The 14,259-nt window shown below is 70.6% G+C and carries 12 protein-coding genes; 8 read left to right on the top strand and 4 right to left on the bottom strand.

Translation table 11 applies throughout. The annotated features are described in order from the left end of the window. Positions 1–274: 274 nt before the first annotated feature. Entirely contained in the window at positions 275–2,425 is a 2,151-nt protein-coding gene (locus tag ACZ69Q_RS07655; protein WP_471040134.1) for a SpoIIE family protein phosphatase, read from the top strand. A gap of 118 nt (positions 2,426–2,543) precedes the next feature. On the opposite strand, the gene ACZ69Q_RS07650 is transcribed toward ACZ69Q_RS07655, so the two are convergent. Then, positions 2,544–3,875 (bottom strand): S1 family peptidase, encoded by a 1,332-nt coding sequence (locus tag ACZ69Q_RS07650; protein WP_471037983.1) that lies wholly within the window; start codon positions 3,873–3,875, stop codon positions 2,544–2,546. A 189-nt stretch (positions 3,876–4,064) separates the two neighbouring features. On the opposite strand from ACZ69Q_RS07650, the gene ACZ69Q_RS07645 reads away from it, so the two are divergent. The 5 genes from ACZ69Q_RS07645 to ACZ69Q_RS07625 all read left to right on the top strand — a co-directional run bounded on the left by ACZ69Q_RS07645 (position 4,065) and on the right by ACZ69Q_RS07625 (position 11,158). After that, positions 4,065–4,478, top strand: coding sequence for a PaaI family thioesterase (locus ACZ69Q_RS07645; protein WP_471037980.1), 414 nt, complete (start codon positions 4,065–4,067; stop codon positions 4,476–4,478). Between the two features lie 475 nt (positions 4,479–4,953). Then, on the top strand, positions 4,954–5,169 hold the full coding sequence (locus ACZ69Q_RS07640) for a type A2 lantipeptide (protein WP_404094746.1): 216 nt from the start codon (positions 4,954–4,956) through the stop codon (positions 5,167–5,169). A 145-nt stretch (positions 5,170–5,314) separates the two neighbouring features. Further along, complete coding sequence (locus ACZ69Q_RS07635) at positions 5,315–6,121, top strand: hypothetical protein (RefSeq protein ID WP_471040131.1); 807 nt, start codon at positions 5,315–5,317, stop codon at positions 6,119–6,121. Continuing rightward, entirely contained in the window at positions 6,118–8,340 is a 2,223-nt protein-coding gene (locus tag ACZ69Q_RS07630; protein WP_471037971.1) for an NHLP family bacteriocin export ABC transporter peptidase/permease/ATPase subunit, read from the top strand. Before ACZ69Q_RS07635 ends, ACZ69Q_RS07630 begins: the two co-directional genes overlap by 4 nt. A 1-nt stretch (position 8,341) precedes the next feature. Continuing rightward, positions 8,342–11,158, top strand: coding sequence for an NHLP bacteriocin export ABC transporter permease/ATPase subunit (locus ACZ69Q_RS07625; protein WP_471037967.1), 2,817 nt, complete (start codon positions 8,342–8,344; stop codon positions 11,156–11,158). A gap of 4 nt (positions 11,159–11,162) precedes the next feature. On the opposite strand, the gene ACZ69Q_RS07620 is transcribed toward ACZ69Q_RS07625, so the two are convergent. After that, complete coding sequence (locus ACZ69Q_RS07620) at positions 11,163–11,693, bottom strand: SRPBCC family protein (RefSeq protein WP_471037964.1); 531 nt, start codon at positions 11,691–11,693, stop codon at positions 11,163–11,165. A gap of 6 nt (positions 11,694–11,699) precedes the next feature. Continuing rightward, positions 11,700–12,068, bottom strand: a complete 369-nt coding sequence (locus tag ACZ69Q_RS07615) for an ArsR/SmtB family transcription factor (protein ID WP_471037961.1) — start codon at positions 12,066–12,068, stop codon at positions 11,700–11,702. A gap of 217 nt (positions 12,069–12,285) precedes the next feature. Between ACZ69Q_RS07615 and ACZ69Q_RS07610 the strand changes: the two genes are divergently transcribed. Further along, the gene (locus tag ACZ69Q_RS07610) at positions 12,286–12,699 is read left to right on the top strand and encodes an STAS domain-containing protein (protein WP_471037957.1); all 414 of its coding nucleotides are present in this window, start codon (positions 12,286–12,288) and stop codon (positions 12,697–12,699) included. Positions 12,700–12,845: 146 nt separating this feature from the next. Here the strand turns inward: ACZ69Q_RS07610 and ACZ69Q_RS07605 are convergent, their stop codons facing one another. Next, on the bottom strand, positions 12,846–13,280 hold the full coding sequence (locus tag ACZ69Q_RS07605) for a protease inhibitor (RefSeq protein WP_471037954.1): 435 nt from the start codon (positions 13,278–13,280) through the stop codon (positions 12,846–12,848). A gap of 324 nt (positions 13,281–13,604) precedes the next feature. Here ACZ69Q_RS07605 and ACZ69Q_RS07600 point away from each other — a divergent pair, with 324 nt between their 5' ends. Continuing rightward, complete coding sequence (locus ACZ69Q_RS07600; protein ID WP_471037952.1) at positions 13,605–14,168, top strand: hypothetical protein; 564 nt, start codon at positions 13,605–13,607, stop codon at positions 14,166–14,168. Positions 14,169–14,259: the final 91 nt, after the last annotated feature.

The raw sequence follows: 14,259 nt of genomic DNA, 5'->3' as shown, positions 1-14,259 counted from the left end.
CGGCGCTTTCGTCGCTTTCATGGTGTAGAGCGCGTGCCCCATTGTTAGCGTTTGCGACCCCCTGCGGGCGCGAAGAACCGGCCATCAGGATGCGCGGGGGCGCACGCGAGGCGCCCGCACGCTGTCTCGCGCATCGACTCTGGGGGCATGGGCACACGGCCATGGGGTAGTGGCGGGCCCTCACCGGACCGCGTTGCGCCGCTCGCCGTGCGCCGCGTGCCTTCTGGAGGCAGATTTGAGCCCTGGGGACCCGTCGCGCGGCTCCGCGGAGGAGGTGGTCGGGGTGTCCGACGGGCAGACGTCCGCCCAGGCGCCGGCGGCCGCGAAGACGCGGGTCGGCCGGCCGCTGCTGTCGCTCGCGCTGGCCTCGATGATGGACGAGGTGCACGCGCACTCCGGTGGCGTGTATCTGCTCGCGGCCAACGAGCCCGTGCTGGAGATGGCGGTGATGGCGGGGCTGCCCAGGGCGTTCGCGGCGCCCTGGGAGCGGGTCGGGCTGAGCGCGCCGATCCCGGTCGCGGAGGCGGTGCGCGAGCGGCGGCTCGTCTGGATCGGCGGCGAGGAGGACATGGCGGCCCGCTATCCGCGAATCGCGGTCGTGCTGCCGTATCCGTTCGCGCTGGCCGCGCTGCCCGTGGCCACCGAGACCACCGCCTACGGCGCGATCTTCGTGACCTGGCCCGGCTCGCACCCCCCGCAGCTCTCCGCCCGGGACCGGGACCATCTGACCGCCGCCTGCCGGCGGCTGGCGGTGCGGCTGGAGCGCGCCATCGAGGCGAGCCGCCCGCCCCTGCCGGAGCCCGATCTGCTGGCCGGGCCGGCGTTCAGCGGCGCGTCCGGCCTGTTCGGCACGGTGGAGGCGGCGCGGATGGTGTCGCGGCTGCCGTACGGGCTGTGCTCGCTCGATCTGAACGGGCGGGTCGGTTTCGCCAACCCGGCGGCGGCCGAGCTGATCGGCCTTCCCGTCAGCAGACTGCTCGGCAACCAGCTCTGGGCAGCGGTGCCCTGGCTGAACGACCCCATCTACGAGGACCGCTACCGGGCCGCGCTGTTCAGTCAGCAGCCCACCTCGTTCGTGGCGCTGCGCCCGCCCGGCGACTGGCTGTCCTTCCGTATGTATCCGAGCACGACCGGTCTGAGCGTGCGGATCAGCCGAGCGCGGGCGGTCGCGGAGATGGCCCGCCGTGGGCCGCAGCCCGGCGACAGGCCGTCCCGGCTGGTGACCATCTCCCAGGTGCTGAGCCTGGCCGGCGCGCTCACCGAGGCGGCGAGCGTGCAGGACGTGGTGCAGCTCGTCGCGGACGAGATCGCCCCCGCCGTCGGCAGTCAGGGGCTGGTCGTCCTCGGATCGCGGGCGGGCCGGCTGCACGTCCTCGGCCATCGCGGCTATCCCGACCCGCACATGGTGGAGCGGTTCGACGGGTTGCCGCTGGCCGAGCGGACCCCGGGTGCACAGGCCCTGAGCACCGGCGTGCCCGCGTTCTTCGACTCCCGGCAGGAGCTCGAGCGGCTGTATCCGTCGCGGTACGCGGCCCCCGACGGATTCGCGGCCTGGGCGTATCTCCCGCTCATCGCGTCCGGGCGGCCGGTCGGCACCTGTGTGCTCGCCTACGCGGAGCCGCATCCCTTCCCGGCGGACGAACGCGCGGTCCTGACCAGTCTGAGCGGGCTCATCGCACAGGCGCTGGAGCGGGCCCAGCTCTACGACGCCAAGCTTCAGCTCGCGCACGGACTCCAGGCCGCGCTGCTCCCCCACTCGCTGCCGTCGCTGCCCGGCATCGAGGCGGCCGCGCGCTATCTGCCCGCCACGCAGGGCATGGAGATCGGCGGCGACTTCTACGACCTGGTGCCGATGGCGCCGGGCCTGACGGCGGCGGTGATCGGGGACGTCCAGGGCCACAACGTCACCGCGGCCGGGCTGATGGGCCAGATCCGCACGGCGGTACGGGCGTACACGACCGAGGGGCACCCTCCCGAGGAGGTCATGCGCAGCACCAACCGGCTGCTGATCGACCTCGGTTCCGATCTGTTCGCGAGCTGCCTGTACATGAGTCTCGATCCGGAGCGGGGGCGGGCGGTGATGTCCCGTGCCGGGCATCCGCCTCCGCTGCTGAGGCGGCCGGACGGCCGGGTGCGGGTGCTCGACCTCGCCGGTGGCCCGCTGCTGGGTATCGACGGTTCGCCCACGTATCCCACGGCGGAGGTGGATATCCCACCGGGGAGCGTGCTCGTCCTGTACACGGACGGGCTGATCGAGTCGCCGGGCGTCGACATCGAGGACGCGCTCGCCGACCTCGGCCGGCTGCTCGCGCAGGCCGGGGACCGTCCGCTGGACGAGCTCGCCGACCTGCTGGTGCAGCACAGTACGTCGGTGCGGGAGCGGGCCGACGATGTCGCGCTGCTGCTGTTGCGCGCACTGGGCTGAGGGGTACCGCCGTAAAAGCGGAGCGGTCCGGCCCTCCCGCGGGAGGGCCGGACCACGTGCGTCCGCATCACTCGGAATGTGCCCGGATCACTTGGATCCGTGTGCCGGTGTCAGGGCGTCAGTTGTTCCCGACGCCGTTGCCGACGATCTCGCCGAGGCCGTTGCCCGTGCCGTCGGCATTGCCGTTGCCGACCTCTTCACCGGCTCCGGCCTCCTCACCGGCTCCGGCCTCCTGACCGGCTCCGGCCTCCTCACCCGCACCGGCTTCCTCGCCGGCACCGGCGCCCGCTTCGTCGCCCGCTCCGGCCTCGTCACCGGCGCCCGCGCCGCCCGCGGCGCCGCCGCCGAGGGTCGCGCCGACCGCCTCCAGGGCGGTGGTCACCGGCTGGAAGAAGGTCTCGCCGCCGACCGTGCAGTCACCGCTGCCGCCGGAGGTCAGGCCGATCGCCAGCCCGTCCTGGGTGAACAGGGAGCCGCCGCTGTCGCCGGGCTCGGCACAGACGTCGGTCTGGATGAGCCCTGTGACCGTGCCCTCCGGGTAGTTCACGGTGGCGTCGAGTCCGAGGACCTGACCGTCGTTCAGCCCGGTGGTGCTGCCCATCCGGAAGACCTGGAGACCTACCTCGGCGTCCGCGGCCTGGCTGATCGCGAGGGTCTGGTCGCCGAGGTTGACCTCGCTCGGGGCCTCCGTCGCCGGGTCGTCGTACTTGACGAGGGCGAAGTCGCCGTCACCGGGGAAGGTGGCCTGGTCGACGGTCGCGATCGGCTGGCCGCCCTCGGCGTCCGACCACTGCTCGGCCGCGACTCCGCAGTGACCGGCGGTCAGGAACGCGGGGGTGCCGTCGCCCGCGGTGACGTTGAAGCCCGCCGAGCAGCGTGAGCCGCCGGCGAAGATGGCGTCGCCGCCGGAGAGGAACGTCTTGAAGGTGCCGGCCGACTTCTTGATGGTCGCCATGCCCGAGCCGAGGCTCTTGACGGTCGACTCCAGCGTGTCCCACTTGCCGCCGGTGACCGTGCTGTCGGCGGTGACGAGAATCTTGTTCGTTCTGGGGTCGACCGACCAGGCCGTACCGGGGATGGTCGCCTCGGACTTCAGGGTCTGCGCGCCGGACGCGAGCTCGGACAGGCTGTTCTCGACCTCGCGGACCTTCGCGCCGGCCTTCTTCGCCTGGACGATCACGTTGTTGTTGTCGCCGGGTACGACGTTCACGACGAGCTGCTGGCTCTCGGCGTCGTAGTAGGAACCGGCGAACGCGTCGCCGAGCAGGCCCGCGAGCTGCGAGGCGAGATCCGAGGCGTCCGCGGACTTCAGGGTCTTGGGAGCGGCGTCGTCCGACGCGCCGTCCTGCGAGGCGTTGGCGTTCGGCAGCAGGATCGCGGCCGCTCCGAGCGCCACCACGCTGCCCGCGGCTATCGCGGCCTTGCGCTTCGGGATTCGCTTGTGACTCAAACTTCTCGACCTCCTGGGGGGACGGGGTCTGTGCCGCCGTCGCTGCGGCAGCTCTTCGGGGCGCCTGGTTGGCAGTTGGTACGCACGGGCCGAGTGGGGCGTTCAATTCCGTTTACGCGCAGCCGACTCGGCACACCGATTCGGCCAAGGACCGCGTCCGCGGGTGCGGCGCCGGGAACAATCCCTCATATGACGATGACCAGCGCCGAAGCCGACAAGATCCTCTCCGCCAACTTCGCCCCCTGGGTGCTCCAGCTCGGGCTGTCCGTCCAGGCGGTGGAAGACAACCGCGCGATCCTGCGAATGCCCTGGTCGGAGGCGTTGGCCCGGGAGGGCGGCGCGCTGTCCGGGCAGGCACTGATGGCCGCCGCCGACACCGCGACCGTGATCGCCGTGTCGGCGGCGCGCGGGGCGTACGGGCCGATGACGACGGTGCAGCAGTCGACGTCGTTCCAGCGCGCGGTGATCGGTTCGGATGTCCTGATCGAAGCGATCGTCACGAAGCTGGGCCGCCGTATGGCGTTCGCCGACATCACCATGACGGACGAGAGTTCGGGGGAAATCGCGGCCCGCGCGAGCACGGTGTATGCCCTTCTGGGCTGACACGATCTGCTACCGATCAGTAACGGTCGGTTGAGAATCCCGAGCGGAATCTTGGCTTCAGGGAATCTGCACATTCAATACTCAACCAAGTCACCGGGCGCCGAGGTTCTGCACACAAGGGCTACCGGCGGTCACCCCCTTGAGGCGGGAGTGTCGGATTCGCCACCGCATCGGCATGACGCTCCTTTGACGGAGGCAACAGCCCGTCCGAGCCGAAGCTGTGACGCATGTGAAGAAGTCGCCGACAAGACGTGCCCGCGTCTGCACCGATCGAGGCTCCTGGGGTTCAAGTTCCCTGGTGGGGCCTACGTTTGATTGGAAGGCCGCACCCGCAGCGTGCTTTGATCCATCGCACCGCGGGGCCACGAACGGTTCCCCGGAAACGGGCGCCGGACGCCCGCGGTCGCGGCGGTCATCTGTCCCCAGAGGGGCCGCTCCCCCTTGTGAAATACCCATTAGGAAGGGAAGTTCCATCATGAACTCCACCCCCCAGGTTGCGACCGTCGAGATCTCCGACGCCGAGCTCGACAACGTCTCCGGCGGCCTGCAGGTCAACGCCGTGAACGGTGCCCTCGACGCTGTCAACGGCATCGCCCCGGTTTCCGGCCTGGTCGACACGGTCGTCGGCACCGTGGAGGGTGTCACCGGCCTGAACACCGCCCCGGTCACGAACCTGGTCGCCGGTCTCTGATCGCGCCTTTTTGTAACCGCTGAGTCCCGGAGCCTTCCCCGGCTCCGGGGCTCTTCGGGTGCCTCAGAACAGACAGGCACCGCTCCGCGACACGACCGGCCCCCGCGCGCCGGTCTCCCATCATCCTCAGGTGAGGGAAAGTTCCGTGCAGTTCCGCCAACAGGCCCTCGCCAAGCTCCAGTCACCGGAGGAGCTCGACCTTCCGGTGCGCTTCGCCCGCCCTCAGGGCTGGCTGGTCCTCTCCGTGACAGTCGTCGTCATGGCCGCCGCGTCCGTGTGGGCGGTGACCGGCTCGGTCGCCTCCACGGTCGGCGCGCCCGCCATCCTCACGCACGGCCAGGGCAGCTACATCCTCCAGAGCCCCGTCGCCGGCCAGGTCACCGCGGTCCTCGCCAAGCAGGGTCAGCAGTTGCCGGCCGACGCACCCGTGCTGAAGGTCCGTACCGCCGAGGGCGAGCGGGTCGTGCGCTCGGTCGCCGCGGGCCGGGTCACCGGGCTCGCCGCCACCATCGGGCAGATCATCTCCACCGGCGCGAACGTCGCCGCCGTCGAGAAGGTCGCCCACACCAAGGACCCGCTGTACGCGACGGTGTACGTGCCCGCCGAGAACGCGGCGTCCATCCCCGACAAGGCCGCCGTGGACCTCACCGTCTCCTCCGTGCCCACGCAGGAGTACGGCGTGCTGCGCGGCCATGTGAAGTCGGTGGACCGCTCAGCGCAGTCGGCGCAGCAGATCGCCGCGTTCCTCGGGGACAGCCAGCTCGGCGAGCAGTTCACCAAGAACGGCAGGCCGGTCGCCGTACTGGTGAAGCTGGACCGCAGGTCGAGCACCGAGAGCGGCTACAAGTGGTCCTCCGCGGACGGACCGCCGTTCTCCCTCACCTCCATGACCGTGGCCGACGCCTCGATCCAGTTGGCCGACCAGCGTCCCGTCGATTGGCTGCTGCCGTGAGCGCCGCACAGGAGACGCGGAGCAGGCGCCGCTCCGCCCCGCCGAAGCGCCCCGTGCCCAAGGGCAGAGTGAAGACCGTCCGCACACCCACCGTGCTCCAGATGGAGGCCGTGGAGTGCGGCGCCGCCTCGCTCGCGATGGTGCTCGGTCACTACGGCCGCCATGTCCCGCTGGAGGAACTGCGCATCGCGTGCGGTGTCTCCCGCGACGGCTCGCGTGCCAGCAACCTGCTGAAGGCGGCCCGCAGCTACGGTCTGACCGCCAAGGGCATGCAGATGGACACGGCCGCCCTCGCCGAGGTGAAGACGCCGGCGGTGCTGTTCTGGGAGTTCAACCACTACGTCGTCTACGACGGCATGGGCCGCCGCTTCGGCCGCCGCGGCGTCTACATCAACGATCCCGCCAAGGGCCGCCGTTTCGTGCCCATGGAGGACTTCGACGGCAGTTTCACCGGCGTCGTCCTGGTGATGGAGCCCGGCGAGGACTTCGCCAAGGGCGGGCGCAAACCGGGCGTGCTCGGCGCGATGCCGGCCCGGCTGCGCGGCACCGCCGGCACGATGCCGGCCGCCGTTCTCGCGAGCCTGCTCCTGGTGGTGGTCGGCGCCGCGGTGCCCGCGCTGAGCCGCACCTACATCGACATGTTCCTCATCGGCGGCCAGACCTCGCTGCTGGGCGTGCTGTTCGCGTCGATGGGGACCTGTGTCGCGCTCTCGGTGGTGCTGACCTGGCTGCAACAGGCGAACCTGCTGCGCGGCCGCATCATCTCCTCGACGCTGTCCAGCGCCAGGTTCCTGCGCCATCTGCTGCGGCTGCCGGTGACGTTCTTCTCCCAGCGCAGCCCGGCCGACCTGGTGCAGCGTCTCCAGTCGAACGACGCCGTCGCCGAGACCCTGGCCCGTGACCTCGCGGCGGCGGGCGTGGACGCGGTGGTCGTCGTCCTGTACGCGATCCTCCTCTACACCTACGACCCGCAGCTCACGTTCGTCGGCATAGGCGTGGCGCTCCTGAACGTGGTCGCCATGCGGGTCGTCATCCGCCTGCGCGCCACCCGCACCGCGAAGCTGCGCGCGGACAGCGCCCGGCTCACCAACACCGCCTACACCGGCCTTCAGCTCATCGAGACGATGAAGGCCACCGGCGGTGAGGATGGCTACTTCCGCAAGTGGGCCGGACAGCACGCCACCACGCTGGAGGAACAGCAGCGGCTCGGCGTGCCCAGCGCCTGGCTCGGCGTCGTCGCCCCGACGCTCGCCACGCTGAACAGCGCGCTCATCCTCTGGATCGGCGGCATGCGCGCGATCGAGGGCGGCATATCCGTCGGTCTGCTGGTCGCCTTCCAGGCCCTGGTCACCCGCTTCACCGCCCCGATCACCCGCCTGAACGGCGTCGCGGGCCGCATCCAGGACTTCGCCGCCGACGTGGCCCGCCTCAAAGACGTCGAGAACTTCGAGGCCGACCCGCTCTACGGCCGCCCCGGCACCGGCGAGTCCACCCGCCGGCTGCAGGGCCACGTCGAGCTCCAGAACATCACCTTCGGCTACAGCCCCCTCGACAAGCCCCTGCTCACCGGTTTCGACCTGACCGTCGGCCCGGGCCAGCAGGTGGCGCTGGTCGGCGGCTCGGGCAGCGGCAAGTCGACGGTCTCCCGGCTCATCTCGGGTCTGTACGCCCCCTGGGAGGGCGTCATCCGCATCGACGACCAGCGCATCGACGACATCCCCCGCGGCGCGCTCGCCTCCTCCGTCTCCTTCGTCGACCAGGAGGTGTTCCTCTTCGAGGGCACCGTCCGCGACAACGTCGCGCTGTGGGACCCCTCCATCTCCGACGACGCGGTGGTGGACGCGCTGCGCGACGCGGCGCTGTACGACGTGGTGACGCGCCGCCCCGGCGGCATCCACAGCAAGGTCGAGCAGGACGGGCGCAACTTCTCCGGCGGGCAGCGCCAGCGCCTGGAGATCGCGCGGGCGCTGGTGCGCCGCCCGAGCATCCTCGTCCTCGACGAGGTCACGAGCGCTCTGGACGCGGAGACCGAACTGGTCGTGATGGACAACCTGCGCAAGCGAGGCTGCGCCTGTGTGGTGATCGCGCACCGGCTCAGCACCGTGCGCGACAGCGACGAGATCGTCGTACTCGAGCACGGCACGATCGTGGAACGCGGGCGGCACGAGGAGCTGGTGGCGCGCGGCGGCGCGTACGCGGCTCTGGTCAGGGAGCGGTGAGATGACCTCCGTCCACGAGGGCGACCTCGTCCTCAACGCGCTCGGCCAGATGGGCACGCGCATCGACTGCGCCGGTTTCAACCGCATCGACCTCGAAGGCCCGCAGGTGCTGTGGCTGGTCGCGTCCGGCGCCGTGGACCTGTTCGCGGTCGACGCCGGGCAGCAGGGCCACTGGCACCACCTCGGGCGCCTGGAGGCGGGCTCGCTGCTCCTCGGCCCGGTACCGGGACCGCAGCACACGCTGGTCGCCCGCCCGCTCAGGGACTGCGTCGTGCACCGCATCGGGCTGCGCGAGCTGTACCAGCCCGCGAACACCCAGACCTGGTCCTACGACGAGTACGGCAACCCGCAGTACGTCCCGCCGCAGACCAGCCCCCTGGAGTACGCCCTCGCCCTGGGCGTCGGCCGCAGCCTCACCATCCTCTTCCAGGCGCCGATGGCCACCGAGCGGGCGGCGGAGGTCACAGACGACGACGTCTTCTGGATGCAGGTACCGCCCGGCAGCGTGCAGTACGGCTCGCTGTACGGCGCGGAGGCGGCCGCCGACCTGCTGATGGACCCGGCGGTCTGGCAGTCCATGGTCGACCAGCAGTACCGCCTGCTGACCACGCTGGACCGCTGGATCGAGCAGCTCGAGCGCAGTCACGAGACACGCACCGCCGAGGGCATCAAGGCCGGCGAGGCGGTGCGCGCGCAGGCCGACCGGACGCTGCTGGCGTCCATCGGCAAGCGCGGTGACAAGCGGACGACGGCCGCCGACGCCGACGCCAGCTACGCCGCCTGCAAGCTGGCCGCCGAGGCGGCCGGGATCACGCTGGCCGAGCCCGCGCAGAGCGGCACCGAGAGCGACCGGCTCGACCCGGTCGAGCGCGTGGCCATCGCCTCGCGGGTGCGCACCAGGGCCGTACGCCTGGACGGACGGTGGTGGCGGGACAACGTCGGACCGCTCGTCGGTCACCGGGCGCTGTCGGGTGCGCCGGTCGCCCTGTTGTGGCGGCGCGGCGGCTATGTCGCCGTGCATCCGGCGACCGGCCGGGAAACGCCGATCGAGAAGGCGAACGCGGAGGAGTTCGAGCCGCGCGCGGTGATGTTCTACCGCCCGCTGCCCGACCGCGCGCTGAGCCCCCTGAGGTTGCTGCGGTTCAGCATGCAGGGCACGGGCGCGGACATCACCAACCTGATGGTCAGTGGCCTGGTGACCGTCACGATCGGTGCGCTGGTGCCGATCGCGACCGGCAAGGTGCTCGGCGAGTTCGTGCCGAAGGCGCAGACCGGGCTGATCGTGCAGTTCTGTCTCGCGGTGATGATCAGCGGTGTCGTGGCGGCGGCGTTCATGCTGCTGCAGAACCTGACGATCCTGCGCCTGGAAGGACGTATCGAGGCGACGCTGCAACCGGCCCTGTGGGACCGGCTGCTGCGGCTGCCCACGAAGTTCTTCACGCAGCGCTCGACGGGTGAGCTGGCCAGCCAGGCGATGGGCATCAGCGCGATCCGCCGGCTGATGGCCGGAGTGGGTCCCGTCGTGGCCTCGTCGGTCACGGTGGGCGCGATGAACCTGGCGCTGCTGTTCTGGTACAGCGTGCCGATGGCGCTGGCGGCGATCGGCATGCTGGTCGTCATCGCCGCCGTGTTCCTGGGGCTCGGGCTGTGGCAGGTGCGCTGGCAGCGACGGCTGGTGGTGCTGAACAACAAGCTCAACAACCAGGCGTTCCAGACGCTGCGCGGGCTGCCGAAGCTCCGGGTCGCGGCTGCCGAGAACTACGCGTACGCGGCGTGGGCGTCGCAGTTCGCGCACAGCCGTGAGCTCCAGCAGAGGGTGGGGCGGATCAAGAACCTCACCACGGTGATGGGCGCGGTGTATCTGCCGCTGTGCACCCTGCTGATGTTCATGCTGCTGGCGGGGCCGGCCCGCGGGTCGATGTCGGCGGCGGCGTTCCTCACCTTCAACACCTCGGTGACGATGCTGCTGACCTCGGTCACCCAGCTCACCGGCGCGTTCGTCTCCGCGGTGGCCGCGCTGCCGCTGTTCGAGGAGATCAAGCCGGTCCTCGAGGCCACGCCGGAGGTGCGCACGGCCAGCACCAGGCCGGGCCCGCTGACCGGCTCGATCGAGGCGCGCCGACTGTCCTTCCGGTACTCCGACGACGGTCCCCTGGTCCTGGACGACGTCTCCTTCGACATCCGGCCGGGCGAGTTCGTGGCGATCGTCGGCCCCAGTGGCTGCGGCAAGTCGACACTGCTGAGGCTGCTGATCGGCTTCGACAAGCCGGTGTCGGGCAGTGTGCTGTACGACGGGCAGGACCTGGCGGCGCTCGACCAGTCGGCCGTGCGCCGCCAGTGCGGGGTCGTGCTCCAGCACGCCCAGCCGTTCACCGGGTCGATCCTGGACGTCATCTGCGGCACCGAGCCGTACACGCCGGAGGAGGCGATGGCGGCGGCCGAGATGGCGGGGCTGGCCGAGGACATCAAGCGGATGCCGATGGGACTGCACACCATCGTCTCGGGCAGCGGCGCGATCTCCGGCGGGCAGCGCCAGCGCCTGATGATCGCCCAGGCGCTGATCCGGCGGCCGCGCATCCTCTTCTTCGACGAGGCGACCAGCGCCCTCGACAACGAGACGCAGCGCACGGTCATCGAGTCCACCCGGGCCCTCAACGCCACCCGCATCGTCATCGCGCACCGGCTGTCCACGGTGCTGGACGCCGACCGCGTCATCGTGATGGAGGACGGCAAGGTCGCCCAGCAGGGGCCGCCCGCGCATCTGCTCGCGGACACGGGCGGGCGGCTGCACGAGCTGGTGCGGCGTCAGATGGCCTGAACCGTCAGGCGTCCACGCCGGGGATGGGGGCGCCGGAGGGGAATCCGGCGGCCACATAGCCGTCGTAGAGCCCCTTCCAGGGGGCCTCGGCCCCGGCGTGCGGCTCCTCGCCGCGTTCCCCGCGCGCGTGCGCGTCGAGCGCGGCGAGGCACACCTCCCAGCCGGCGCCGTTGCGGGCGGCGGTGTTCTCGGCGTCGAGGACGTTGGTGAGGGTGAAGCGGGTGCGCCCCTCGTCGAGTGCCTCCAGGTCGAAGCGCAGCTCGTCGCCGCCCCACTCGAAGGACAGGTGGCGAGGCTCGTCGACGGCGATGACCCGGCCCGTGGAGTCCTGCATGTTCGGGTCGCCGCCGAACTTGATGGTGCCGCCGGGGCGCAGCTCGATCTCGGCGCGGGACGGGAACCAGTGGGCCAGTTCGTCGACGTCGGTCACGAACCGCCAGACGCGCTCGACGGGATGGTCGTAGATGCGGCTGAAGCGGATGGCTGGGCGGCCGTCGTCGAGGGTCAGGTAGGTGCCGGTGAGGTCGGCGGTCATGGTGGATCAGTCCTTCGTGGTGGGTCCCTCGGGGTCGTACGAGGTGTCCTGCGGCGCCGTTCGCGCCGTCTCGTCGAGACGGCGGCCCAGGGCGTCCAGGCTGCGGTTCCACAGCTTTCGGTACGGGGCGAGCCAGGCGTCGAGCGCGGCGATCGGTACGGGATCGAGGGCGTAGACGCGGCGTTGCGCGTCCTGCCGTACCCGCACCAGGCCGGCTTCCCGCAGCACCTTCAGGTGCTTCGAGGTGCTCGGCTGGCTGAGCCCGCATGCCTCCACGATCTCCCCGACGGACCGCGGCCGCTCCAGGAGCAGCGCGACGATGGCCCGCCGATGGGGATCGGCGAGGGCGCTCCAGAGGGAGGCGTCGTCGGACATGCAACCCAATATGCCTCGACGGTTATATGCTCGTCAAGGAATACACAAGGACGATGGCTGGGCGGTGGTTGCACTTTCGGCAAGGCGTCAATCCCTTACGGGCGAAATTCACCTGCCCGAGTGAACTAGATCTTGTGCATGCCGCCGCAGGGATGCTCAACCCCGACCACGGGTAACAACCCGGATCAAATGCGCCCCCTGCCGAGGTGGAGCGGACATGACGCCGGACGCCGACGACCGCGCCCCCCATCCGACCGAGAACCCGGCCCTGGACCCCACCCGGCCCGAGCCGCCCCCGGCGAATCCCCATGCCCGTACCCGCACCTGCGGTCCGTTCACGGTCGTCGAGGTGACGGGCGAGATCGATCTGGCCTCGGAGGCGCTGCTCGCCGAGCATCTGAACGCCGCGGCGGTCGGGCCGGCGGCGGACGTGCTGGTCGATCTGCGGCAGGTGGCCTTCTTCGACTGCTCGGGGCTGCGCGTGCTGTGCCGGGCCGAGACACGGGCCAGGGACCACGGCGGCCGCCTGCGCGTCGTCTCGGACACTCCGCGGATACGGCGACTGATGCGCGGTGCGGGCCTGCTGGGGCGCTTCCCCCTCCTCCCCGGGATCCCCGGAGAGGACATGTGATGACGTTGCCACGAGGTGCCGACCGGGCGGCCCCACTCCGCCCGGCCGACCCCCGATACGAGATCGCAGGGTCCTCCTCGGCACGACTCGCACTCCCCATCCGCGAGCCCGCGCCGAACTGCACGGGGACCGTGCCATCCCGGTCCTTAGAACGCGAAGAGGCTCGCTCCGAAGGAGCTCTTCACGCACTCGTTCGCGAAGGTGCGCTCATAGGAGACGCGCTTGCCCTGCCAGACCCCGTCGACCGTGACGACCACCGGGTCGTACTGCTTGGTACACAGGGCACCCTCTCTACCTCTCAGGGCCTCGAAGTCGCCGTTCACCCCACGCAGTTCGGCGCAGGCCGAGCCGGCCGCGGGGTGCGTGCCCGAGGCCGTCGGGGCGCAGCTCAGGGTGACGGCGCGAGCCGGGGTGGACAGGGTGGCGCTGTCTCCGTAGCCCATGGTGAGCACCAGGGCCGAGGGGGCGTAGAGAGAGGCGGGGGCGGCGTCGGGGGCGGCGAGCGCGGATCCCGTGAGGGGTCCGCAGACGGCGGTGGCCGTGAGAGCGAGGGTCGCTGCCCAGCGCGCGGTGTTCCGCATTGTGTGCATCCTTCCGCTTGAGTTGAGGGTGCGTCGGATCCGGCGCGATCGGTGCCGGACGACGAGCGGGAGTCTGCCGAGTCCTGCTCCGAAACTCACATCGACACCACCGGTTTCAGTAACCTTGCGTATTGAATCAGTGGCGTGAAGTAACGGAATTCGAACGTTCCAACGCCGTAACTTGGCGGCTCTTGATCGTTCCAAGTGACCAAGTGGCTGGATCTCGCACGCTGATTAATAGGCCTGAAACATTCCGCTTGAGCCCTCGGCTGACACGACCACCACACCCTTGCGTTTGCCTCGCGGCGGAGTAATGGTGATTACATGATTACCAGCGAACAACGAGAGAAGCTGCGCGGCTGGTTCGCCGGCCGGCTGCCCGACGACCTCTTCGAGGAGCTGACCGAGGTGACGGTCGACCGCGAGGAGGTCACCGTGATCGGCCGCATTCCCGCACCCCAACTGGCCGAGGGCGTCTCGGCCACCGAGCGGGAGGCGGCCGTGGAGGGCCGGATCCAGGAGTTCCGGGAGCGCACCCGGGAGTCCCGGATCGAGGTGGCCCGCGAGGCGGAGCACCGGTTCCGCAGGAAGGTCTCCTGGGGCGTGGAGTGCGACGGCCAGCGGGCCCTGTTCACGCATGTGGCCGCGCCCGTGATGACCCGGCTGCGGCAGCCGGAACGCCAGGTCCTGGACACGCTGATCGCCGGCGGGGTCGCCCGCAGCCGCAGCGAGGCCCTCGCCTGGTGCGTACGGCTGGTCCAGCGGCACACGGACGACTGGCTGAGCGAACTGCGCGAGTCCCTGGAGAACGTCCACCGGGTGCGCGCCCAGGGACCGGACACCGAACCGGAGGACACACCCACGGACACGTCCACAGACACCGAGTGATGGAGGAATCGTCCAGTCACGGCAGCGAAGATGGATGAACCGTCCTCTGGTGCGGATCTTCACAACCGCCGTACCGTCTGCTGATCCCCGA

Source organism: Streptomyces sp. NPDC036764 (genome assembly GCF_055609385.1).
The sequence above is the reverse complement of the archived record's forward strand: the minus strand, read 5'-3'. Positions and strand labels throughout refer to the sequence as shown.